The 23,998-nt window shown below is 48.9% G+C and carries 24 protein-coding genes, 1 tRNA gene and 1 other annotated feature; of the genes, 10 read left to right on the forward strand and 15 right to left on the reverse strand.

Translation table 11 applies throughout. The features are described 5' to 3' along the window. The first annotated feature begins 158 nt into the window (after positions 1 to 158). Complete coding sequence (locus H6G89_RS08095; protein WP_242059855.1) at positions 159 to 2,639, forward strand: alkaline phosphatase D family protein; 2,481 nt, start codon at positions 159 to 161, stop codon at positions 2,637 to 2,639. Here the strand turns inward: H6G89_RS08095 and H6G89_RS08100 are convergent. The 3 genes from H6G89_RS08100 to H6G89_RS08110 form a co-directional block, all read right to left on the reverse strand. After that, on the reverse strand, positions 2,603 to 4,450 hold the full coding sequence (locus tag H6G89_RS08100) for a diguanylate cyclase domain-containing protein (protein ID WP_190504792.1): 1,848 nt from the start codon (positions 4,448 to 4,450) through the stop codon (positions 2,603 to 2,605). The genes H6G89_RS08095 and H6G89_RS08100 overlap by 37 nt on opposite strands. 944 nt (positions 4,451 to 5,394) lie before the next feature. Continuing rightward, positions 5,395 to 7,728, reverse strand: coding sequence for a histidine kinase dimerization/phosphoacceptor domain -containing protein (locus H6G89_RS08105; RefSeq protein ID WP_190504793.1), 2,334 nt, complete (start codon positions 7,726 to 7,728; stop codon positions 5,395 to 5,397). Positions 7,729 to 8,164: 436 nt separating this feature from the next. After that, positions 8,165 to 9,058 (reverse strand): carbohydrate ABC transporter permease, encoded by an 894-nt coding sequence (locus H6G89_RS08110; protein WP_190504794.1) that lies wholly within the window; start codon positions 9,056 to 9,058, stop codon positions 8,165 to 8,167. Between the two features lie 74 nt (positions 9,059 to 9,132). On the opposite strand from H6G89_RS08110, the gene purN reads away from it, so the two are divergent. Next, on the forward strand, positions 9,133 to 9,846 hold the full coding sequence (purN, locus tag H6G89_RS08115; protein ID WP_190504795.1) for a phosphoribosylglycinamide formyltransferase: 714 nt from the start codon (positions 9,133 to 9,135) through the stop codon (positions 9,844 to 9,846). Here purN and H6G89_RS08120 read toward each other — a convergent pair whose 3' ends face one another. From H6G89_RS08120 to H6G89_RS08170, 11 genes are all read right to left on the reverse strand, one after another. Then, the gene (locus tag H6G89_RS08120) at positions 9,847 to 10,218 is read right to left on the reverse strand and encodes a clan AA aspartic protease (protein WP_190504796.1); all 372 of its coding nucleotides are present in this window, start codon (positions 10,216 to 10,218) and stop codon (positions 9,847 to 9,849) included. It lies immediately after the preceding gene. Further along, positions 10,215 to 10,490: a hypothetical protein gene (locus tag H6G89_RS08125; RefSeq protein WP_190504797.1), complete on the reverse strand. Its 276-nt coding sequence runs from the start codon at positions 10,488 to 10,490 to the stop codon at positions 10,215 to 10,217. The genes H6G89_RS08120 and H6G89_RS08125 overlap by 4 nt, the downstream gene beginning before the upstream one ends. A gap of 99 nt (positions 10,491 to 10,589) precedes the next feature. Beyond that, positions 10,590 to 10,856 (reverse strand): S1 RNA-binding domain-containing protein, encoded by a 267-nt coding sequence (locus tag H6G89_RS36360; protein ID WP_190504872.1) that lies wholly within the window; start codon positions 10,854 to 10,856, stop codon positions 10,590 to 10,592. A 110-nt stretch (positions 10,857 to 10,966) separates the two neighbouring features. Further along, on the reverse strand, positions 10,967 to 11,548 hold the full coding sequence (locus H6G89_RS08135) for a Uma2 family endonuclease (protein WP_190504798.1): 582 nt from the start codon (positions 11,546 to 11,548) through the stop codon (positions 10,967 to 10,969). Between the two features lie 96 nt (positions 11,549 to 11,644). Then, complete coding sequence (gene map / locus H6G89_RS08140; protein ID WP_190504799.1) at positions 11,645 to 12,472, reverse strand: type I methionyl aminopeptidase; 828 nt, start codon at positions 12,470 to 12,472, stop codon at positions 11,645 to 11,647. Positions 12,473 to 12,553: 81 nt separating this feature from the next. Continuing rightward, on the reverse strand, positions 12,554 to 13,033 hold the full coding sequence (locus H6G89_RS08145; RefSeq protein WP_190504800.1) for a cupredoxin domain-containing protein: 480 nt from the start codon (positions 13,031 to 13,033) through the stop codon (positions 12,554 to 12,556). A gap of 426 nt (positions 13,034 to 13,459) precedes the next feature. Continuing rightward, a complete protein-coding gene (locus H6G89_RS08150) occupies positions 13,460 to 14,245 on the reverse strand; it encodes an energy-coupling factor ABC transporter ATP-binding protein (RefSeq protein ID WP_190504801.1) in 786 nt (261 codons plus the stop codon). 15 nt (positions 14,246 to 14,260) lie between these two features. Continuing rightward, complete coding sequence (gene cbiQ / locus H6G89_RS08155) at positions 14,261 to 15,070, reverse strand: cobalt ECF transporter T component CbiQ (RefSeq protein ID WP_190504802.1); 810 nt, start codon at positions 15,068 to 15,070, stop codon at positions 14,261 to 14,263. Between the two features lie 3 nt (positions 15,071 to 15,073). After that, positions 15,074 to 15,724, reverse strand: a complete 651-nt coding sequence (cbiM, locus tag H6G89_RS08160; protein ID WP_190504803.1) for a cobalt transporter CbiM — start codon at positions 15,722 to 15,724, stop codon at positions 15,074 to 15,076. A gap of 2 nt (positions 15,725 to 15,726) precedes the next feature. Next, a complete protein-coding gene (locus H6G89_RS08165) occupies positions 15,727 to 16,212 on the reverse strand; it encodes a carboxypeptidase-like regulatory domain-containing protein (protein WP_190504804.1) in 486 nt (161 codons plus the stop codon). Then, complete coding sequence (locus tag H6G89_RS08170; protein WP_190504805.1) at positions 16,209 to 17,081, reverse strand: DUF4382 domain-containing protein; 873 nt, start codon at positions 17,079 to 17,081, stop codon at positions 16,209 to 16,211. The genes H6G89_RS08165 and H6G89_RS08170 overlap by 4 nt, the downstream gene beginning before the upstream one ends. Positions 17,082 to 17,545: 464 nt before the next feature. On the opposite strand from H6G89_RS08170, the gene rplS reads away from it, so the two are divergent. The 8 genes from rplS (at position 17,546) to rplL (ending at position 21,766) form a co-directional block, all read left to right on the forward strand. Then, the gene (gene rplS / locus H6G89_RS08175; protein WP_190504806.1) at positions 17,546 to 17,908 is read left to right on the forward strand and encodes a 50S ribosomal protein L19; all 363 of its coding nucleotides are present in this window, start codon (positions 17,546 to 17,548) and stop codon (positions 17,906 to 17,908) included. A 55-nt stretch (positions 17,909 to 17,963) separates the two neighbouring features. Then, positions 17,964 to 18,036 (forward strand) — tRNA-Trp (locus H6G89_RS08180). A gap of 253 nt (positions 18,037 to 18,289) precedes the next feature. Further along, positions 18,290 to 18,541: a preprotein translocase subunit SecE gene (gene secE, locus H6G89_RS08185; RefSeq protein ID WP_190504807.1), complete on the forward strand. Its 252-nt coding sequence runs from the start codon at positions 18,290 to 18,292 to the stop codon at positions 18,539 to 18,541. Continuing rightward, the gene (nusG, locus tag H6G89_RS08190; RefSeq protein ID WP_375539684.1) at positions 18,538 to 19,170 is read left to right on the forward strand and encodes a transcription termination/antitermination protein NusG; all 633 of its coding nucleotides are present in this window, start codon (positions 18,538 to 18,540) and stop codon (positions 19,168 to 19,170) included. The genes secE and nusG overlap by 4 nt, the downstream gene beginning before the upstream one ends. A 6-nt stretch (positions 19,171 to 19,176) precedes the next feature. Then, positions 19,177 to 19,602: a 50S ribosomal protein L11 gene (gene rplK / locus H6G89_RS08195; protein WP_190504809.1), complete on the forward strand. Its 426-nt coding sequence runs from the start codon at positions 19,177 to 19,179 to the stop codon at positions 19,600 to 19,602. A 100-nt stretch (positions 19,603 to 19,702) separates the two neighbouring features. After that, positions 19,703 to 20,419, forward strand: coding sequence for a 50S ribosomal protein L1 (gene rplA, locus H6G89_RS08200; protein ID WP_190504810.1), 717 nt, complete (start codon positions 19,703 to 19,705; stop codon positions 20,417 to 20,419). Positions 20,420 to 20,505: 86 nt separating this feature from the next. Then, positions 20,506 to 20,663 (forward strand) — a sequence feature (ribosomal protein L10 leader region). A 68-nt stretch (positions 20,664 to 20,731) separates the two neighbouring features. Further along, entirely contained in the window at positions 20,732 to 21,265 is a 534-nt protein-coding gene (gene rplJ / locus H6G89_RS08205) for a 50S ribosomal protein L10 (RefSeq protein ID WP_190504811.1), read from the forward strand. 105 nt (positions 21,266 to 21,370) lie between these two features. Then, positions 21,371 to 21,766 carry a 50S ribosomal protein L7/L12 gene (rplL, locus tag H6G89_RS08210; RefSeq protein WP_190504812.1) on the forward strand — a complete coding sequence of 132 codons (396 nt, stop codon included), beginning with the start codon at positions 21,371 to 21,373 and terminating at the stop codon, positions 21,764 to 21,766. Between the two features lie 392 nt (positions 21,767 to 22,158). On the opposite strand, the gene H6G89_RS08215 is transcribed toward rplL, so the two are convergent. After that, a complete protein-coding gene (locus H6G89_RS08215) occupies positions 22,159 to 23,967 on the reverse strand; it encodes a serine/threonine-protein kinase (RefSeq protein WP_190504813.1) in 1,809 nt (602 codons plus the stop codon). Positions 23,968 to 23,998 lie beyond the last annotated feature (31 nt).

A 23,998-nucleotide genomic window follows, 5' to 3' on the forward strand; every position in this document is an offset into this window, starting at 1 on the left:
TTACATCCCAACTCTTTCACGTTTTTTAACTGGATTCAATTAACAACGGGTTAACCCAGGCAGTGCCCCTTTCCTACGGCAGAAGCGAATTCAAATGCAATTGTGATATTCCTGACACAGTATTAAGCAATCTGGTGTTCTGCCACATTGTCCTTTGAATGATTGACAGCGAGTTGGGAGGATATCGTATGGTGTGGATACCGTTGAGCGATCATCCCATTGGGGAAGCCGCTTCACACCGCCTGAGCCAGTTGCCGCTGGTGTTAGCAGGACCAATGTTGCGGCGCACGGAACCAGGGGCGGTGACAGTTTGGGTCGCACTCAAACACGCCTGTGAGGTGACCTTGCAGGTCTATGCCACTCAGGAGCAGGGACATGAACTCGATCGAGTGCTGCTTGCGGGTACTCGTGAGACGATCGCCATTGGGCAGCATTTGCATATCGTTGCAGTGACTGCCACCCCGGTGGCAAGTAACATCCTGACGCCCGATCGCCTGTATGCCTACAATCTCAGGTTTAGTCCTCTGGAGTCAGCCGCTCAAGAAGATGACCTCCGCTTAGATTGCACTCTGCTAGAGGCACTTCAGATGCCGTTTGGCTCCGAGGAGCCTGAACATTCCATCAGCTACTTTCAACATCGGTTACCAACCTTTGCCCTCCCTCCGTCTGATCTCAACCATCTGAAAATTGTGCATGGCTCCTGTCGCAAACCCCATGGCAGTGGGCCGGATGCCTTACCTCTGCTGGATTACCTGCTGGAGCGCAATAGCCATGACCCCAACACCCGCCCCCATCAGCTTTTTCTCACGGGTGATCAGATCTATGGGGATGATGTGGGTGACCCCTGGTTGTGGCTGTTAACCGATATTGGCGATGCGTTGTTGGGTTGGCAGGAACCGTTGCCCGTTGAGAAGGGACGTGTGCTAATGGCGAAACACTGTTCACCAGGACAGCGTAGCCAATTGGTTGAAATCAAGGCGGGGTTTACGGCTGGGCTGCGAAATCACCCAGAATATGCAAAGAGCCATCTACTGAGCTTTGGGGAATATTGTGCCGCCTATTTGTTAGCGTGGTCGCCAGTATTGCATCCAGCGAGGATTCCCGATGAGCCACCGCATGGTCTAGTGGGGCGATCGTGGCGACGAGAAGCAAGTGCCATCCGAAAATTCAAACAACAGCTCTGGCGAGTGCGTCGGGCATTAGCCAACACGCCTACCTATACGGTGTTTGATGATCATGACATTAGCGATGATTGGTATCTCAATCAAGCCTGGTGTTTGCGCGTGCTGGGTAAACCGTTGGGCAGACGAGTCGTGCAAAACGGGCTACAAGCCTATGCTCTCTTTCAAGCGTGGGGCAACACACCAGAGCAATTTGCTGGGGGGCGATCGGGCGAGGTGTTAGTGCGGGCGATCGCCCACTGGTCAGCCTCTCAAGGACGAGATACTGTGGCGGATCAGACCATCGCCGCACTGGTCGGGTTGCCACCAACCAATCCCTACACCGGGTTGCCCCAGTTTCAACGAGACGGAGAGGCATTAATTCTCGACCGTGACCCTCGTGCCCTCGATTGGCACTACACCGTACGGGGCGATCGCCACGAAGTGGTCGTGTTAGATACGCGAACCTGGCGCGGCTATCCTGCGGATGAATCGCCTAAAGCACCTCCCATGTTGCTGAGTCCGACTGCCTTTAAGCGGCAACTGCAAACTCCACTGCAAGAGGGTGACACGCTGAACCAATCGGGCAATTCTCACGTTGATCTGACGCTGGTCGTTGCACCAACCAATCTCGTTCACATGCGGGCGATCGATTGGGTGCAACAGTGGGATCTCAAGCAAGGAAACGTGTATCAGAACGATGTGGGCGATGCCTGGAACCTGCACAAAGGTGCGTTTGCAGCGTTACTGGAGGTCTTATTTCAGTGGCGCGATCGCGTTGTGGTGCTCTCAGGTGACATCCACTATGGCTATGCCATCCAACTCAACTATGGGTCACGGTCATCTGCTCCCACAGGTCAACCCACGGCAATAGCAACCCCGCAGGTCTTGGCGCAACTCACCTCCAGTGCCTTCAAAAACGCCGAGTGGAAAACGCAAATTATTCACACCAGGATTAAAGCGATCGCCCCGGAACCTCCCCAATATTGGATTGGCTGGCAATCTTCCCAGTTGAAGCACCTGCCCAATGCTACGGTTGCCCAACAAATTCACGCCAGGTGGGGCAACTCCAAAAAAGCCTGGATGGCTGCCATTCATCAGCCTGCCAATCCACCAGACTGGTACTACTGCCTCACCTGGATCAAACGTCAACCCGCTCAATCAGTGCTGCGGGTGCTGCCATCGACCGTGACTCAACGGGGATGGCTGCATCGGTGCATCCGGGTGATCACCTGGTTATGGCGCAACCGTTGGCTTCAGGAGGGCAATGAGGTCGTTGGACTCAACAATTTAGGAGAGGTGCGGTTCCACTGGTCTGAGGTTGAGCCTAAAACCGTGATTCAAGATCTGTATTGGCGTGCCCCCTGGCAACCCCAACAGGTCATTTCCAGTCGATTTGAAGTGCCCCTGACGGCTGACCCAGATGAATCAGTCGCTGCACCTCACTCATCCTCCATTGCCGAGGGGGCGGTGACGTAGTAGAGATTGCGCCCATTGGTTTTGGCGCGATATAAGGCTTGATCGGCAGCGGCGATCAAACGCTGAGGCGTTTGTTGCAGGGTGGGAATGGTGCTACAAATGCCGAGGCTAATCGTGACGTATGAACTGATGCCCGAAGCGGCGTGAGGAATGGCAAGTTGGGCGATCGCCTGTTGGATCTGCTCCGCCATGTAGATTGCTCCTTCGATGGCTGTATTGGGTAGAACGATGGCAAACTCCTCACCCCCATAACGCGCCACAAAATCTGCCGGACGTTTGGCGGTTTGAGCGATCGCCAGGGCAATTTGTTGTAAGCAAATGTCTCCCGCTTGATGACCGTAGTAGTCGTTGTAGTTCTTGAAGTAGTCAATATCACACAGCAACAGCGATATCGCTACCTGATCGCGTTTTAGACGGTGCCATTCTTGTTGTAGATAGGCATCAAAATAGCGACGATTTGCCACCTGGGTGAGGCTGTCCATCATGGCTAACCGTTGCAATTCCTGGTTAGTTGTCTGCAACGTTTGATATTGCTCTGATTGTTGAATGGCGATCGCTACGTGTTGTGACAACTGCTTCAGCACGTCAACTTGGCTACGTAGCCACTGACGCGGCGCAGAGCAGTGTTGCACTGCAATCAGCCCCCACACCTGGTCGCCCTGCACGATCGGCACGACCAAATTGGCTCGGACTTGCAACTGAACCAATAGCTCGACATAACAGGGGGCAAGGGCTGCTCTTTGAATGTCGGGAATATTTTGAATATGTCCCTGAATGTAGGCATGGATGCAACGATCCAGGCGGACGCACTCATCGACAATGACCTGACCTGCCAGGGACATCCACCCCTCGCCAACGGACTCTGCAATCACCGTGCCCTTATAGTGGTCGTCAAAGCGATAGATCAGCACTCGATCGGTCTGAAATAGACGACGAATTTCTGCAACTGCCGTGTTGAGCGTGTCATTTAGGTCGAGCGATCGCCGAATCTGTTGGGTCATCTCAATCATCAATCGCTCCTGCCCTGCTTCTTGTCGCCGAGATTCTAGAGCCTCTGTACGATGACTGGCATCTTGCAGTACCAACACGCTGCCAATCGTGCTGCCCTCTTCATCGACGATGGGAGATGCCGAAGCACAGACCAGGTGTTCTGAGCCATCCCGCCGCAATAGGACACAGTTGTCGAACAACAGGACACGAGTCTGAGTTTGCATCGCTGCAAAGAGTGGATTGGCGATCGCCTCATCCGTGACACCGTTTTTGAACTGGAGAATCTGTGTGGCAGACTGACCCAACACCTCACCAATTTGCCAACCCGTCAATGCTTCAGCAGTGGAGTTCATAAAGGTGATACGCCCCATTCGATCCGTTGTGATCGTTGCATCGCCAATGCTGCTCAGGGTTGTCTTCAACCAATACTGGGCGATCGCCAACTCCCGCTCAACTTGATGACGGCGGAGCGCAGTCTCAATCGTGACTTGTAATTCCAACCGATTAAAGGGTTTTAACAAATAACCAAAGGGGGCAGCCACGAGTGCCTGCTTGAGCGTTTGATCATCAGCATGAGCCGTGAGATAAACGACTGGAATTTTAAATTGATCCCAAATGGCTTTCGCTGCCTCAATTCCATCCATCGCTCCACGCAAGCGGATGTCCATTAATACGAGGTCAGGTTGAGTTTCACCAACGATTTGTATGGCTTCTAGAGCGGAAGCGACATTCGCTACAACAGTATGGTCAAACAGTTGCAAGATTTCCTGAATGTTCCAGGCGACCACTCGCTCGTCTTCAACGACTAAAATCCTTGCCATACATTCCCACAGCGATTTAGAGCATTAGGCAGCTTATTGTGATAATTTGCTTCAAAATAAATAGAGACAATCTTATCTTCTTGAGAGTCGTCTATATATCAGGAAGAAGAATATACTCTTTAAGAGTAAAATTAATAGTAATAGCTCTTAAACCCTGAAATTTTTCTGCTTGAGAATAGTTCATAAAAAGACCTCAAGTATTTTGGGCTGAGTCGAAATAAGTTGCCCTAGAGGTTCTTACTCAGTTCAATATTTTGCCTACCCAATAAAGTAGCATCAAACACATCGGTCATCCTCCTTTCTGATTGATACGGCTGTCGTTTGATTACGGGAGCATCTTCAGAAATGCTAAACAGGAGCGGTGTTGTTTGACACACATTAGTGTTGGGGAAAATGCACCTATGGTTTCACTGTGGTTATAATATACAACAAAATAACTTGATTTCTAATACAGTTTAGCCAAAGATTCTATAGGTAAAACTCTAGGATGAACAATATAAAATACTTCAGAAATTGGAGTCAAAAATATGGCTTCTTTGATAAGAGAAGTTACTTTAAATCTGTAGTCTTTACAACGATTAATTAAATAACTTAACCTCGTAGCTCCTCAGATTTCTATTATACGAATTGACTCTGTTCAAGCTGATCTCAATACGTTGTGACTCGGCGTTGCTGAAATGACAAATGATACGTAAATTCCCAACGTGAGCGAGACGCTCACCCTATCGGGATCATCACAAGGGGGTGCGAGCATCTTGCTCGCGATTTCATATCCTCAATCAGCAACGCCCGTTGTGACTCAATTGCTACTTATGTGTTGATGCTAATTATATTGATGTCAATCTATCGCTGTACAGAGTTGCTCCGTTATAGAGCAAAGTTCCTTCACGTTTCTGAATTGAGAGAATGTGTCAGAGAGAGAATTGATCACCTGGATGTAAAGTTTATGTCACCAGAGCGGTGTGGATTGGAAATGTCACCTTAAACAAGGTCTGCTCACCTCGTTGAATATCAATTGAGCCTTCGAGTTGCTCGACTAATGTCAGAATTAATCGAATTCCCATAGAGGTGTTGTGTCCCTCTAATGTAAAGTTTTCAGGCAAAGTATCACCATCATGACCCACAACTAGTGTCAGTAGATGTTCTTGCTCCTGCTTTAAGGTGATATATATCTGTCGCGATTGACTCTTTGATAATCCATACTTAAGAGCATTCGTGACTAGTTCATTTAACATCAATCCGCAGGGAATTGCCTGTTTCAAACTAATCACAATTTTGGGATCAATATTAACACTCAAGGAAACAAAATCAGAGTGGGTTTTGTAGGTAGAAAGTAGGTGATTTGCTAGTTCGTGAGCATAATTTGCAAAGTTGATTTCAGCAAAGTTTTGAGAGCGATAGAGGCACTCATGCACCAATGCCATTGAAAAGACTCGACTGCAACTATTGGCTAAAATTTCTCGCGATTGACTGTCATGGGTACGGTTAGCTTGTAAGTCCAGCAGACTAGAAACAATTTGCAGGTTGTTCTTAACCCGATGATGAATTTCAGATAGAAGAACTTCTTTTTCTTGCAAAGAAGCCCGGAGTTGATCGGCTGCTTTTTTGCGATCGCTAATATCTTGCCGTACCGCTAAGACACACGTTTCTCCTTCTAAATCAATGATCTCTGCTGAAAACAAAACAGTTTTAACATCACCTAATTTTGTTCGTACTTGAAACTCTGAATTGTGTAACCGCCCAACTTGATTGAGTTGCGTGACAAACCAATCGCGATCGCCCCCTTGTTGCCATAATCCCAGGTCAAGGGAGGTGTGCCCGATGACTTCTTCTCGTGTGTAGCCATAGTTCTTTAAAAAGCTGTCATTAACTTCTAAAAACCTTCCATCCGAAAAGGATGTAATCGAGATGGCGTCAGGGCTACACCGAAAGATCTTAGTAAACTTTTCCTCTGACTCCTGTAAGGCAATCTTGATCTGATCAAACGCCTGCTGGACCTGAGTTGCCATCTGATTAAACGACTGCGCCATGATCCGCAGTTCATTGACGATGATTTTGGAGTCGATTTGTTGGTTGAGTTTGCCACTGGCGATCGCTTGGGATGCATCGCTCAAGTGATGCATAGGACGGGCAATACACTCTGCCATCGTGACACCCAGAGTAATCGCCCCTACCAGTGCCCCTGCGCATAACAGCATGGTCATGTGGGCATTGGAAATAATGTCCTGAGCAAATGCCGTTTCTGGTACAGTCAGCACAATCAACCAATCCAACCCCCATTCGGTTTGAAAGGGTGTGATTTCAACATAGTGGCGATCGCCCCAGTGCGGGAAATGGAATACATTGCTCCACCCTGAAGATGCAGGTGGATGCTCGTTAACCTGCATCACAAATTGCTGTTGCTTGTCAATTTGAGCCAGATTGCCAACGGCCTGCCGAATCTGGTTTAAGGGGGGGTGGCGATCGGTATCAGGACTGACCGATGACGCCGCACGATTGGTTGAACTTGCCACCATTAAGCCGTTTCGCTCAACGATATAGACCTCGCCAAAGCGATTGGGCAACAGTTGCTTCAAAAATAGATCGATTTGGTTCAGATTCAGGTTGACCGAAAACACACCCAATGGGCGTTCAGTCTTGGGGTCAAGTACGGGATAGTAAGCATTCACGGCTAAAGTGGACTCATTCTCCAGGTGAAATAAGTCACTCCACCCCGGTTCCCCCGTCTCAATCGCCTTAAGATACCACTGGCTCTGCCGCACATCATCCATTGAAGTTGTCTCTAACCGTTGCAGGCGATCGCCATCAGCATCAGATTGATAAATCGTGGCTTGATTGGGTGTGTCAGCGTCAACTGCCACTAAACGTAACCCCTGCTGGCGGTCAACCGATCGCCAATCGCCCCGCTCCGTTGCAAACGCAATACTCGTTACGGTGTCAAACTCAGTTAACTGAGCCATCAGGTGTGGCTCCAGCGTCGTCATCTGCTGGGGATCAATCTGGTTCAGGCGAACTGCCGTTGCATTGAGCCGATTAATCTGATGAGAAATTTCTAACCGAGTTGTGAGAGCCGCATGGACGCGATCGCTCAGTTGGTTAGTTAATTGACCTGCCAGATTGGCAACAGCCTGATGCCCACTCTGCAACGACAAATAACTGACCAAGCCCACAATTGCAATGGTTTGAACCACAAATGGGGTAATCAGAACTGAGCGCAATGGCACTTTTTGGGGAATAAGACCCCATTGATGAAGTCTGACAAACAAGTCATGCAGCATAGGGGTGGATCTCAATAGGACACAGCTTCTGAATGCTTTTTGTCTATTGATTCAGACGGTCTGACTATTTATTCGCAATCGCAAAAATCTGGTCTGCCACCCTGACTCAGTCACCACTTCTGAGATCAACACTTCGCTTTTCGAGCGCACGAGTTTAGGAAGTTGGGACAATACAAGCCGCGTTGATGAATAAGCGACTTAATCTGGCAAAAACACTGTACTCAAAACTATACAAAATGTTTTGAGTAAATATAGAAAAAAGTTTGGGATTAATAACCTTCTGGGCAAAAACTTTACATATATCTTCTGATATATAGCGAATGTAGCGATCGCCATTCAAGGTAGGGCAGAGGAATATGCAGCATCTTAAACCTGACATTAGGTACAGCTTGCGCCCTGGCTAAGAAAACACCCGCTCTCCGCCTCACCATTCCTCTTATGGAGCGGTCGAGTCCTCCTGAGATCGCAACTGTAAATAAACGAGAACCAAAGTTGCAGCTAACAAAATTGTGGCGGCAGCGGCGGCATAACCAAAATCAAATTGAGCAAACGCCTCATCATAGATGTAGAAGACTAAAAGATTAGTAGAGTTCAACGGTCCTCCGCCTGTGATCACATAGGGTTGCTCAAAACTGCGTAGGGTAAAGATCGCTGTCGTAACAGCCGCAAAAATCAGAGTAGGACGCAACCCCGGTAGCGTGATGTGCCAAAACTGTTGCCAGCCATTGGCTCCATCCAGTTCAGCCGCTTCATAGCGATTTTGCGGAATGGTTTGCAGCCCTGCTAGAAAAACGACCATGTTGAATCCCAATTGTTTCCAGATGCTGAGCACGATTAATACAGGCATTGCCCAGGTCGTGCTACCCAACCAGGGAATCGGATCAAGGGCAATGGCCCCCAAAGCCGCATTAACGGGTCCATCATTTTGAAAGAGCCAGCGAAACCCCAACCCCACTGCAACGAGGGATGTAATCGAGGGAATAAAGTAGGCAGTCCGCAATATCCCTCGAAGTGCGAAAGCACGATCCAGCAGCACGGCTAACCCCAGCGGAATTGCCAGACTGGGAATCAATGTGGCGAGAGTAAAGTAAAGCGTATTTCCCAGCACTTGCCAAAAGTCAGGATTAATCAGCAATCGCCAATAATTTCTTACCCCAATCCAGCGAACGCCCGCACGGGTGAAACTGCCCTCTGTAAAGCTGAGATAACCCAAATAGGCGATCGGGAAGAGCACAAAGATGCCTAACAAAATTAAGGCAGGAGCTAAAAAAGCCCAAGCAATCAGAGTTTCGTTAGAGCGGACAGGGCTTGACCACTGACCATGGACCATGGACGATTAACCATTAAAAACTGCTGTAACAATGGTAGGGTAAGCATCCATACTGTGTAATTCTTTTTCGATTCATGATTTCTGATGTCTCGTCAGTCAGTGTTGAGCCACAGACGATACAAAACAGTTCCTCCAGTGCGGTAACCGCTAGTTTAGTGTCACCCGATATTGCCGCGATCGCCCCTCATTTTTCAGAGCCACCGTTGCGGTTGGGGGTGATGGCATCGGGCAGTGGCAGCAATTTTGAGGCGATCGCTCAAGCGATTGCGGATCAGGAACTGAATGCCCAGATTCAAGTGCTGGTGTATAACAACCCTGATGCAAAGGCAGCGACCCGCGCTGATCGGTGGGGCATTCCGAAGGTGTTACTGAATCATCGCGAATTTGAGAGCCGAGAAGCATTGGATGGGGCGATCGCTGAAACCATGCGGCAATATCAGGTGGATTTGATCGTCATGGCAGGTTGGATGCGGATTGTCACCGATGTGCTGATTAACGCCTTTCCCGATCGCCTGCTGAATATCCACCCCAGTTTGCTCCCCAGTTTTCGAGGGGCGCGCGCAGTCGAACAGGCTCTTGCCGCAGGGGTCAAAATCACAGGCTGCACGGTTCACCTGGTGCGTTTAGAAGTCGATAGCGGACCCATCATCATGCAGGCAGCCGTCCCAATCTTACCGAATGACACCTTTGAAACCCTGCACCAACGCATTCAAGTGCAGGAGCACCGCATCTTTCCAGCGGCGATCGCTCTACTTGCCCATCACTTTCATAAAGGGAAGTCCATTTAATTACCCTAAAAGTTCGATAGCGACAATTCCACCTTCGATTGCTTCAATCTGAAGCCTAAATCCACGTAGCAGGCTCATCCCCACTAAAGGCTCTGCCTCCGATTCTGCCACATCTACAACTTGAATCTGACCATCCCAAATGACAGTTGCACGATACATTTCAAAAACAACTTCGCTACCATCACCCAATGTCCCAATATCACGAAATATCCAGGGCAAGCCAAGTGATTGAATTGTAGATGGCGGAAGACATAGAAAACCTGTAAATCCTGTATCAATCAACGCTTCAACCATTTGTTTTGGAGCATCGGCAGAGCCAACAGCAATCCGAATGATGGCTTCACAATTCTGATTTACAAAGCCTTGCATCATACTGGACGTTTTAGGCTCCGCGAACCAAATCGATAAACTGCACGATGCCCAATCCGAATTACCCAGGGCTGGGCATCGGGGTATCGCTCGTAGAGCTTGTCAGTTGCCATGATTGGCGTGTCTGCAACTTCAAAAGCCCCAGTTTCAATATCGATTGCCACAATCTTTCCATGATTGCCAGCTTCTACCTGTGGACGGACTTGAGATTCATAAACCTCAGTGCCACGCTGAGCAAATTCCTCTTTACTGTAGCGAGGTTGACGAACTACCATCGATTTGACTTCACGATAACTTTCTTAATCTCAATTCTAACCGGAGCAATTTATAAGGTTTCTAAAGGATTGTTATCTCATTAATTAACAATCAAACTTTTACCGCACCAATCGCAAATCTACCTGTTTATTGTGTTCTCGATGAGCAATTACCTTGCAATGAACTCTCTGACCAACCTGTGGCCATTCAGAAATATCTTCTGGTAAACCAAATGAGTCACAACCAGAGCGCGTAGCAACGTCTATGATTCCACATAACAGATAAGTATTGCGATTGGGATAACCTAGATTCACAAAAACACCAAAGGGGTTAATCCTTAAAACTTCACCCCAAAATTTGTGCCCAATTGGAAACCTACGCTTTATCTGGTTCCATTGTTCTTCTTGTCCTTATAATACAGTCCATTTTGGGTTGTTCTAACTGAAGATTTAGCAACATGGCAAGGTGATCAAGAGGCTAACCTTTCAATCTTGCATTATTCAGCTTCTAGCACTTGCTCGACCGTCAACGATAGCTCTGGAAAGGTTTGAAGTTGAACGCGATCGCCCCCCAAAAACTCAGTCGCCTCATACAAACCTTCGATCGAGTTAAATACTGTGATTTTCGAGCTTAGGGGATCGACCACGACATATTCGGGGATTTCCCGCACGTTATATTCCAATCGTTTAGCCCGGTAGTCTACAGTTTTAGTAGTTTCAATAACCACCTCTACAACCAAAAAGGGAGCAGGCTCATTCAACTCAATCACGGCTTCACGGGTTCTCAGATTGCGCCACTGTTCTAGAGAGATCACCATTACATCAGGGATGCGAGAGGTATCCCAACGCCCCCCACGAGGCGATCGAATACCCACTGTCATCTGTTTAGATGTCCATTCCCTTCCCAATCGCTTAATTTCAGCGCGAAAGACATCGTTCAAAAACTCTGCGATCGCTCCGTGTTGTCCCTCTCCCAAACTCATAGGAACTAGCTCACCCTGCACCAACTCATAACGAGTATCTGTACCGTCGCTGTAAGTCAAATATTCTTCAAAGGTGAGGCGTGTTGTAGTAACCATTTTTCTAGCGATTTACCATTGACTACTAACCCTTGATCAACAATTGACTATGAACGATTGACTATTAGCCATTGACCATTGACCGATTGACCATCACTAAACTTGTGTGCGATCGGTCAAAATCTCGTAGCCTTTGTCAGTTACTAACACCGTGTGTTCAAATTGCGCTGAGAGGGAGCGATCGACTGTAACCACTGTCCAGCGATCGGCAAGGGTGCGGGTAAATTTTGAACCTACATTGAGAATGGGTTCGATCGCCAGGGTCATGCCCGCTTTGAGTTTGACATTGGGCATCTCATGCGTGCGGTAGTTAAACACAGACGGTTCCTCATGCAAATTGCGACCCACACCATGTCCGGTGAAATCTTCAACGACCTTAAAGCCATTTGCTTCGACGTGATCTTGAATCGCGCCTGCAATATCCAATAAGTGATTGCCTGCTTTGACTTGCTCGATCCCTTTGTAGAGAGCTTCTTCTGCCACTTGAATCAGCTTAGCCGCAGCGGGAGTCACTTCACCTACGGCGATCGTGATGCAGGAGTCACCGTGAAATCCGTTGTAAAACGCACCCGTATCAACCTTGAGGACATCCCCCCGGCAAATCACCTTTTTGCGATTGGGGATGCCATGCACTACTTCGTTGTTGATGCTGGCGCAGATTGATGCCGGGAACCCGTGATAGCCTTTGAAGCTGGGAGTTGCACCCATCTCGCGAATGCGCTTTTCGGCGTAGTCATCCAGATCAGCCGTAGTCATTCCCGGTTGCACCATCTCTGAAATCTCTTTGAGCACCGTTGCCACAATTCGGGCAGACTGCCGCATGATCTCAATCTCTTGAGGTGATTTAATTTCAGCTCCCCGGCGTTGTTTTTTAATCCGAGGTCCAGGGGCAGGTTGCGAGAGGATGCTAGTCAAAAAATTCATGGATAGCAGAGAAATGGCAAGAAGTGAGCAGAGGCACAAATGCCCCTCTCTTAAGGTAGCTCAGTTTTGCCTGATCCATAGCTAAGGACGGATGACCAATTCTCCTGTCATGCCTGCTTCAGTGTGTCCTGCGATTGGGCAGTGAAGTTCATAGGTGCCAACCTTTAACGGGGTAAAGAACCATTCGGCGATCGCCCCTGGTTTTAGCTCCAGTTCGTGAATCGCTCCTTTGATTTCGACGTTTCCGGCTTCAACTTTTTGCGTCCAGATGCCATCGGCAAAATCTTTGGCGGTGAAGTAGTGCTTTTGGGGACTGGGGTTTTCTAACACCAGCTTGTAGCGTCTGCCTGCTTCTACATCAAAGTGATCGGGGACGTACTTCAATTCCCCTTCGGGAGTGCCCAACTGCACATGCAACTCGGTGACCATGCCCTGATTGGCGGGTAGGGCGATCGCCATATCGCTGAGATGCGGTAACGAACCCAGCGCAAGCACCACATTCAAACAGATGACTAAGTTGAGCAACCAGCCAAATCCCCTCTGCAATCTCTGCCACAGCATAAGCACCGTCCACCGCTACAGCCCTAGATTGTAACCTGAGTTTGGGTTCAAGGATTGCGGTGGTTGAAACCGCCGCTATCGCTACCGCCACTTGATCTAGGACAGAGGGGGTGTTGAGGCTGCGCCCCCAGTCAGGGGTGGAACCCCTGCACCCCGTTTTAACCCAAGTGACTACGGCTATAAGTCCTTTCAACTTTCCAAAGCCTTGAAATTGAAGACTTTGAGCCTTTTTCAAGAGGCTTGACCAGTTTTAATAAGGCTTGACCCGCCGTACTTGGAACCAATGCGAAGCGCGCCTGTGGGTGAACCGAGACACCTTCTGCTAGGGAGTTTGGGGGAGAATCCCCCAGTGCCTGGTTTTCAAGTCGATCAACGCAACCGAGTGTCTACTTGGGAGAAGCAGAGATGTGTATAAACAGCAGATAGTTAATGGTGAGGATCACGATGCGGCATCAAGGAATGAGGTTTTTCTAACCCATGCCGTTCCATCAATTCTTGATTACCCATAATGTGTTGGGGATCACCATCTGCCACAATTCGCCCTTCATCCATCAAAATAACGCGATCGCACACTTCTAAAATCAACTCCAAATCATGAGCGGAGATGAGCAATGTCTCTTGCGATCGCTGCAAAAAGCGAATTAACCGACGCCGAGCCCGCAAATCTAAATTGGCAGACGGTTCGTCATACAACATGATCCGGGGACGCATAGCTAACACTCCAGCGATCGCCACCATCTGTTTTTCACCCCCAGAGAGGTGATGAGGTGGACGATGAGAGAGGCTTTGTAACCCCGTGAGGGCGATCGCTTCTTGAACACGCAGATCGACTTCTTCCGGCGGTAACCCCATATTTTGAGGACCAAACGCTACATCGTCTCGCACAGAAGCCGAAAACAGCTGATCGTCTGGATCTTGAAACAGTAAGCCAATTTCTGGGCGAAAATCTCCCGGCAGAATCGGCTCACCAAACACCACAATTTCGCCAGAGATGGGTTTCAAAACACCACAGACCAATCTAAAAAAAGTCGTTTTACCACAACCGTTATGACCAATCACACCAATGCGTTCTCCGGCTCTGATGTGCAAATTGATGTCCTGCAAAACGTTGGGTTCATTGGGATAGCAAAAACATAAGTTTTGGATTGCAATTGCCCATTGGATCTGCTCCAGTGAATTACTGACGTGAGAAAAGGGTTTGATGGAAGTCATATTTTGCAGACGAAACTAAAGAATTTCTGCCACGACCAAACCAGTCGCGACCAGGAGCGTAAACACTAAACCAGCCCCGCTCCAGGTGTTTAAGGTTGCTGGGGATGAGGTTGGACTCGCATAAACTGGGTGAACTTTAAATTTTTCGCTACCATACCCTCGCAGTCGCATAGCTTTGTAAATTCTTTCGGATTGCTCATAGCTCCGCACGAGCAATGTTCCGGCAAGCGACGCCAGAAGTCGCAACTCATGCAAATCAGGCACAAAGGGCAGACGTTTTGTTCGAGACGACTTACCAAATCCTCTCAGCCGCATAGCCTGCTGCATCGTACTGAGATTGGCAGCAATGTCATAAAGATAGCGATAGGTCAGCAGTGTCATGTCAGCAATCAAACTGGGTAAACCAAGCGATCGCATTGTCTTGACAAACGTCAGGAAAGGCGTTGTGCCCATCAAAATGAGCGCAGTTGTAATGATCGCCAGAAACCGACCAACCACCAGCAGCATTGCCAAAATGCCCTCCTGCCGCAGGGTCAACGCCCCCCATTGCCAGATCACCGTCTCCCCAGAGAAAAACGGCAGCAGCAAAATCACTCCCAGCAAAAAGAAACCGGGATAGCGCAACCGACTCAACAAAAAGGAGAGTGGCATTTTGGAGAGGAGATAGAGAACAGCGGCGATCGCTAACACCACAGGCACTAACCGCAGATCCTTGACGGAGGCAAACGCGAAGATCAGCACCAGCAAGCCAATCAGCTTAAATCGGGGTTCCCAACGGTGCAACGGTGAATCCAAATAGGCATATTCATCTAATTCAAATCTCATGCATTACCCTCGCCGCTCGATTAGTTCTGGTTTCACCCGTTGCAAAAACAGGACTAATAGCAGCGTAAAAGTGCCCTCAATCAGCATCAGTGGCAGGTGAGCCAGCGTCAGCCCATAAACCGCTGCTTGTTCCGTTTGAGCGTCAAATCCAGACGGAATGTTAGTAACCACCAGGAAAAAGAAAATTACGGCTGAAAGTCCTAAACCCAGTGCCCCAGCAAGAAATGCAAATACGTTAGTTGCTAATTTCTTACCCAACTTTTGCCTGAAGGCATGACGCACTTGAAAGATGTGATACGCCGCTAAGGCTGGAATGCCCATCATTACCGCATCTACCCCCAGGGTTGTCAATCCACCATGCCCAAACATAATCGCTTGAAAAAACAAACCCACCAGAATGGCAGGAAAGGCAAAATAACCCAACACACAGCCCAGCAACCCATTCAGCACGAGATGAACACTGGAAGGCGGGACAGGAATGTTAATCGAAGACGCAATAAAGAAGGCAGCCGTCAGCAAGGAAGCTTTGGGTAGTTCTTCAGTTGGGTCTTTCAGCCGATTGATCTGGCGCAGTGAATACCACGCCACAGGAGCGGCGATCGCATACCCCGCAATGCACACTGAAGCTGGGAGAATACCATCGGGAATGTGCATCGCTATTTTTTCCTGGCGATAAAGAACAAAGCTGTGCCAACAAACCCCCAAATCACGGAAGCTGCCATGAGCCCCTTCTGGGGCAGCGAGAGGTTGTCGCCGATGCCGGATGCAATCTGGCTGTTTGACTCGCCATTTGTTGTCGTGTCGCCCAACACTCCTGATTCCCCACCGATGGGAATAATCAAGATCTCGCCATGTCCCGCCTGCCTGACCTGTACTTCCCAATTTCCAGGGATCGAGGAGTCAGGTACAAATACAAAGCGACCCGATTCATCGGCAGTCCCTTTCAGCCAGGGGGTAGATGGATCGTCTGGAGAATACACAGACACTTGAGCCTCTGCCATCGGTTCGCCACTATCGTAGTTAGCCTGAAGGGCGATCGCTTGAGCCGCCTCATAGGTAATGCCAACTCCATGGGCGATCGCCTTCACCTGCCAACCTACAACCGAAATCAGGGCTAGAGGAATCACAAACGTTCGTTTCATGTCGCTAACCGTGTCTCCTCGCAATGCCCTTCCCCAACATGACCCAGGCTCGGCAAAATTTCGATCAATGTGTTGTAGTCCTCTGCCGAAAGATTCTGTTCCAGGTCAGACGTATCCGCTGTGAGTTCGCCCCCTTCAGCCAGATCGGCTAACGGCTGAAAGCCTAAAGCACCCGTATTAATCTCGTCCTCAGGAGGGGCATCCCCATCTCCAAATAAATGATCAAAGTGGAACGTTGCCTCTAATTCAGCCGTTCCACCTGGTTCTAAAATGCCCTTGCGTTCGTCACCGACAAAGTCACCACAGCTAAACGCTAGCTCTTCGTCTACATTCAGCGTGAAGTTAATCATTTCGCCGCCCTTGGTTGCAACTCCCTGAATCACCAGCGCATAACCACTTGCTGGACCACTGGGTGCATTCACCATCTGCCAGGAAAGAGCATTATAGCGACCTGCTGGGGCTTCTATCTCTTCCACCAGCAATGGCTCTGCGTTTTCATCTCCCTCTGCCAGGTCAATTGTTTTCACCTCCTCAACCGTGACCTGCTGCTTGGCTTGCAGGTCACCACCCGCTTGCGGGTCGTAAGGCGGATCAGTTTGATAAGCCGTTAAATCAGCCAGATTCACATAAAGATGTTCAAAGCTAATCTCCCAACCATCCTTGGACACAAAGCCTTGCCGAACAAAGTCTTCTCCATTAGCCCGAATTTGTAGAGTTCCTGTTTCTCCTGCTGCTTCAGCCTCCGGGGATGTTGATGTTGTCTGTTCCGTTTCGGGGGTTGTCGCTTGCGGAGTACTACCCGCACAAGCCTGAAGCAAGCCTGGCAGAATGAGAAACAACGCTGCCAGCTTCAAAGAGTGCTTTTTCATACCAAAATATTGACCCTACTGTCTGATTGACGGAAACGTTAGTTCTGTGGCCTAAACGGCTGACATTTGGCTGCTGAAGTAAAATCTGGTTCTTGCTTCTAACGAATAGCCTTTATGTTGCCACTGGCTGATGCAAGCACAGTTCTACACGGATTGGTTCAGGTTTTGCTCAAGTGACTGTCAGCCGCATCAGTAAGCAATCCATTAAGCGGGAGTTACACCAGATCAGTAAACGTCTCTTGCTATGAGAATTCAATCCTCACTGGGGGGATGTAACCGTAGATTTAATAAGGATTTAAGAGTTCATGCTCAGCAAGACTCACGTCTCTCGGTGTCAAACCGTTGTTGACCTGCCCTGTATGATGACTACGGCCTCATCTCAAATGATGGATTTAAAGGGATTTACCTCTAGACTTTGACCTTCTTCACAAGGTATTATTAGAAACTGTGTCTTTGGCAGTCCTATGAACGCTCAAGAAATTATCCGCTCCATTGAAGCGGAGCAACTGAAAGATAATCTGCCCATCATTCACGTCGGTGACACCGTCAAAGTTGGCGTTGTCATTCAAGAAGGTGGCAAAGAACGGGTACAGCCCTATGAAGGTACAGTCATTGCAAAGCGCAATGGTGGTATCAACGAAACGATTACTGTCCGGCGGATTTTTCAAGGCGTTGGGGTTGAGCGGGTATTCCTGCTTCATTCACCTCGTGTCGCCAGCATCCAGATTATTCGTCGAGGTATGGCACGTCGAGCGAAGCTCTACTACCTCCGCGATCGCGTTGGTAAAGCAACTCGCTTGAAACAACGGTTCGATCGCGCCTTATAAGAGTGTCTATACCTGCTAAACTGGGTAAGAATCGCTGAGTATCCTCTCAGCTTTTGCGTCCTTAGTTCAGTTGGTAGAACGCAGGTCTCCAAAACCTGATGTCGGGGGTTCGAGTCCTCCAGGGCGCGCTTAGAGAGCTATGCTTGTTGCCCTCTACCCAGTTTATCTACTGCCTTTGGATCGTTTTCCGAATGTTATGATGAAAAAGCTCTGTTTTAAGGGCTTTAGAGGGGTTGAGACGGATTGTTCTTTCTTTAAGAGGATGCATCTGTCAATAACTACCCTGAGTTTTTAAGGCGACGGCACAGGTTGGAATAGCTTCCCACAGAAGCTTACGTTTGTTGTTTATGGTTTAACACTCCAATTTAGGAGCAAGTCATCGTGGCGAAGAAGGACGAAACAGAGACAAAGACAGAGGCTAAAGAGCCGAAAGCATCGCAAGATGCTCAGCCGGGATTTAGCGTCACGACCTTTCTGCAAGGCACAAAGGAAGAACTGGATAAGGTGGTCTGGCCCAGCCGTCAGCAACTGATCAGTGAATCTTTTGCGGTCATTCTCATGGTGACTCTCTCTGCAACCCTGATTTACTTAGTTGACAAGCTCTTCAGTTGGGGAGCTACAAAGGTGTTCTGATGATTGCCTCAGACGAATCCGACAATGTAATGTCCCCTGATGAAGATAACGAAGAGAATCTCCATCAGGCTTCTCGCTGGTATGCGGTTCAAGTTGCATCGGGTTGTGAAAATCGGGTCAAGCTAAACCTTGAACAGCGAATTGAAACGCTCGACGTGGCAAACCGGATTTTGCAGATCGAAATCCCCCAAACCCCTATTCTGAAACCCCAAAAGGGTACGAAGCCTAAGGAAGGTAGCGAAAAAGTCTTTCCTGGCTATGTTTTAGTGCGGATGGTGATGGATGATGACACCTGGCAGGTGGTCAAAAATACTCCCAACGTCATTAACTTTGTAGGAGCCGAGCAAAAACGGCGGTATGGACGGGGTCGAGGGCATGTTAAGCCTATGCCTCTTTCTGCATCTGAGGTGGAGCGTATCTTCAAACAAGCACAGGAACAGAAGCCAATCATCAAAATCGATATGGCGGCTGGTGACAAAATTTTGGTGCTCTCTGGTCCTTTCAAAGATTTTGAAGGCGAGGTCATTGAGGTCAGCCCAGAACGTAGCAAGTTGAAGGCGTTGCTCTCTATCTTCGGGCGCGATACTCCAGTTGAGCTGGAATTTAATCAGGTTCAAAAGCAGAGTTAGTGAATCATGGCAAAGAAAGTTGTTGCGATTATTAAGTTAGCGATTACGGCTGGGAAGGCAAACCCGGCTCCTCCGATTGGTCCTGCTTTGGGTCAACACGGGGTCAACATCATGATGTTTTGCAAGGAATATAACGCTAGAACGGCTGATCAAGCGGGTCTAGTCATCCCAGTTGAAATCTCAGTGTATGAAGACCGGAGCTTTACGTTTGTACTGAAGACTCCTCCTGCCTCTGTCTTGATTAAGAAGGCAGCCGGGATTGAGTCTGGTTCGGGAGAGCCTAACAAGAAGAAAGTTGGTTCCATTAGCAGAACCCAATTGCGCGAGATTGCTCAAACCAAACTGCCTGACCTTAACGCTAATGACGTTGAGGCAGCAATGAAGATCGTTGAGGGCACTGCCCGTAACATGGGTGTTACAATTACAGGCTGAGGATTACACTTCACCTGAAATTACTCATTTCATTTTTCAGTCAATAAACTTTTAGTGGGGGAGAGGCGATCGCCTCGTGATAACCCCAGGGGATGAAATTATGACCAAGAAAGTATCACGTCGCTTGCAAGAGCTACAGAAAAAAGTGGAAGAGCGGGCATATGAACCGTTAGAGGCCTTGCAACTCCTGAAGGAAACTGCCACTGCAAAGTTTCCCGAATCAGCCGAAGCTCATATTCGTTTGGGAATTGATCCCAAGTACACAGACCAACAGTTGCGGACAACCGTTGCCCTGCCCAAGGGAACCGGGCAAGTCATCCGAGTAGCGGTGATTGCGCGAGGTGAAAAAGTCACCGAAGCGACTAACTCTGGAGCAGACATTTCCGGCTCTGAAGAACTGATTGACGAAATCCAAAAGGGCATGATGGATTTTGATGTCCTGGTTGCTACTCCTGACATGATGCCTCAGGTTGCGAAGCTGGGTCGTTTGCTTGGTCCTCGTGGTTTGATGCCATCTCCCAAAGGCGGCACTGTAACCTTCGATATTGCTCAAGCCATTTCTGAATTCAAAGCTGGTAAATTGGAATTCCGTGCCGATCGCTCTGGTATCGTCCACGTTATGTTTGGCAAAGCAACCTTCACTCCTGAAGACCTGCTGGTGAATCTGAAAGCTTTGCAGGAAACGATCGATCGCAACCGCCCCTCTGGAGCGAAGGGGCGTTACTGGCGAACCGTTTATGTATCTGCTACGATGGGACCTTCCATTCAAGTTGATATCAACTCACTCCGCGACTTGAAATTGAGTGATGCAGCTTAGACATTTAGAGCTGGCTCAACTTATGACTCGGTTTGCTCATACAACATCTCAGCGTTTGCTGGAGGAATAAGTTTGTAACATGCCTCACAACTAAATACGCCAAGCCGGAGACAGCAGGTGCGATAAGCTTAATACCCTGCCGAGGTTTGCTCATTACGATCCCCAAAGATCTAGAAAGTTGTTTGGGCGTGAGTGCAAAACATCGAAACCCCGGTTCTTATGACTGGGGTTTTTGTTTGGTTGATGGGATTGGCGTAGAGGCAGATTTGATTTCAGGATAGGAACCCAACCATTAAGGAGGTGAGATAAGGAATGGGAAGAACACTTGAAAATAAGCAGGACATTGTTGCTGAGCTAAAAGAAAGCTTGAGCCAAGCCCAGCTTGCCATTGTGATCGACTACAAAGGTCTGTCCGTTGCGGAAATTACGGATCTGCGTAAGCGGCTGCGTCCGACAGGTACTGAGTGTAAGGTCACTAAGAACACGTTGATGCGTCTTGCGTCAGACAGTGATTCTAAGTGGCAACCGATTAGAGAATTCTGCAAAGAGTCCTCTGCGTTTTTGCTTGTCAAGGATGATGTGGCTGGAGCGATCAAAGCCTATCAAGACTTTCAGAGAGCGTCTAAAAAGACCGCGATTCGCGGTGGCGTGATGGAAGGTCGGGCTTTGAGCGAAGCCGATGTGAAGGCAATCGGTGACTTGCCCTCGAAAGAGCAACTCATGGGTCAAGTGGCTGGTGCTATCAATGGTGTGGCAACCAAATTGGCTGTGGGTATTAAGGAAGTGCCCGGATCGTTGGCGCGTGCTCTACAGGCGATCGCTGACAAAGATAAAGAAGCCGCATAGAAGCTGTGGTTCGGTTGGTGTCAATAGCATCAACAATGGCTATTCTGGCTGTTTGCTAATGAATAGCTGACTACCAAACTGATTACTTTTACAGGAGTTAACCTCATGTCTGCTACAACTGATGAAATTTTGGAGAAACTTAAGTCGCTGACTTTGTTAGAAGCGGCTGAGTTAGTCAAACAAATTGAAGAAGCCTTTGGCGTTTCTGCGGCTGCTCCAGTAGGTGGTTTCGCAATGGCTGCTCCCGTTGGTGGTGCGGCTGCTCCCGCTGAGGAAGTGGAAGAACAGACTGAATTTGATGTCATTCTGGAAGAAGTCCCTGCCGACAAGAAGATTGCGGTATTGAAGGCAGTCCGCGAATTGACTGGTCTGGGTCTGAAAGAAGCCAAAGATTTGGTGGAATCTACTCCCAAGCCTGTTAAAGAAGGCGTCGCTAAAGAAGCTGCTGAGGAAGCCAAGAAAGCACTCGAAGGTGCAGGCGGCAAAGTCGCTATTAAATAGTGAATTTGTACTTTTGCTCATTTTCTAACCAGGCAGATTCCTGGTGCAGCGTCACACCTTAATTTTTAGGATTGTCGGTGTAGCGTCTCGCTCACGGCGCGAGCAAGATGCTCGCACTACCCCGACTTTATAACTGTGATGCAACACTAGGTTGTCTGTTTGGATAAAGCTTCCTGAGTCGCCTCTGTCCCATCGAATGTGGCTACGGCTATACCCTTACAAGAAGCTGAAAAAAGCCTCGCATTGCGAGGCTTTTTTCGTATACCGCATTCGATGTCATACCAATTTGAATTGGCTTCGCTGCACATGATTCCGTAAGGGCGTTTCGCGAAACGCCCCTACCCAGTGATCGGCCACAATCAAACATTAAATCGGTATCAGATGAAACCAATTTAAGGTGTGGCGAGCAATTCTGCGGCGACATCTCCACAGGCACCAGCATCATTGCAGCTTTTCACGACCATTGAACCATCGGCTTGCGGTTGAAATAGGAAGTTATCAGCCGGATAGTCTGTTTTGGCAGCTTGAGTTGCCGAATCGGTGGGGTTGTATCCCAACACCATCAATCCACTGGGGGCAGACCAGAGTTGCATGGTTTGTTGCACGGTTTGTGTTGATCCAGCAGGTCCGGTTGATTTCACCGTCAATGTTCCAGTGACGCCCTGCATTAACAATGTCGCTTGATGAGATTGGTCGCCCAGAGTGTAATTGAGATTCCAGGTGCCATCAATATAAGTGTCTGGTGGGCTGAGTGACTCAGAAGTTCCAAACACGTTGGTCGTTTGCCCAGTGCTTTGTTCTTCTGGACTATTGGAGCCGTTGCCGGAGGGAAAATCATTGGAGGATGACTCAGGGGCGGGAGGCACAAAAATAGCGATCGCCGTAATTAATCCAACCAAACTGCCCCAGGTGACAATTCCCCCGATCGCCCAGTGGCGTTGATTGCGCTTAAAATCTTCAAGGCTGCGCCAACGGCGGCTCTTCCATGCCCATTCATTACCTTTGACACCCAGGACAAATCCACCCGCTAACCAACCTAGCATTCCAGTGACAAACCCCGACCACGAAAGCAAACCGATCCAAACTTGATTGTTAATGCACCACAATCCTGGCAGCAAAAATGCTCCCCAGTTCCATCCCGGTACCTCGTCTGGTAAATTCTGACGAGTGTCAGATGGGCTGATGCTTCCAGACGGAATCTGATTAAACTCGCCTTGTACGACATTGGGCTGGCTGGGTCGAGGTTGAGGAGAGTTGATGATCGTTGCGGGCAAGTCTTGAGTACCGGGAGCTTGGGCGATCGTCGGAGCCGCTACTGTGGGCGGAACTGAGGAACCGAGGGGGTGGCGATCGACAATGGGAGAACTGGCAACTTCAGCCGTTCCCTGTAACGCGACCAGCATATCTTGAGCTGTAGCATAGCGATCGCGCGGGTGGTACTGAATGGATTTATCCAGCACTGCCAGTAGATCCGCACTCATTGTAGGGGCATGCTGTCGCCAAATCACCTCTCCGGTTTGCGGGTCGAGATCCAACTCTTGGGGAAATTTGCCCGTCAACAGGTAAATCATTGTCAATCCCAGGCTGTAGAGATCGCTGGAATACATGGGGCGACCTGCTGCCTGTTCCGATGGCATGAACCCCGGTGTCCCGATGACAATTGAGCTTGCGGATTGCCCCTGGGAGTTGACCACCGTTCCCATCGTTTCTCGAACGGCACCAAAGTCAATTAGGACGGGTTTTCCGTCCCGCTTTCGCAAAATAATATTGTCTGGCTTTATGTCACGGTGGACGATGCGCTTGTCATGAACATAAGTCAAGACAGGCAAGATATCGATTAAAATCTGCTTGACCTGTGCCTCACCGACGATTCCCTCAGTTTGAATGCGATCGCGTAGGGTGACCCCTTCAATCCATTCTTGAATCAGGTAAAACTCGCCTGCTTCCGCAAAATAGGCATACAACCTGGGAATCTGGCTATTCCCATCCCCCAATTCCTCTAAAATGGCTGCTTCTCGTTGAAATCGCTCTTGGACTAGTTTGTAAACCTCTGGGTTGTTGGTGATGGGTTTGAGTTGCTTGATGACACACCGACGACGAGACGGCATTTGCGTGTCTTCGGCTAAAAAGGTTGTACCGAAGCCGCCCGATCCCAGGGTTTGGATAACTTGATAGCGATTGTTTAAAAGCAGGGGTGTCATATCAATTCTGTGGGTACAGGTTCTGCGGACA

Source organism: Oscillatoria sp. FACHB-1407 (genome assembly GCF_014697545.1).
GTDB lineage: Bacteria > Cyanobacteriota > Cyanobacteriia > Elainellales > Elainellaceae > FACHB-1407.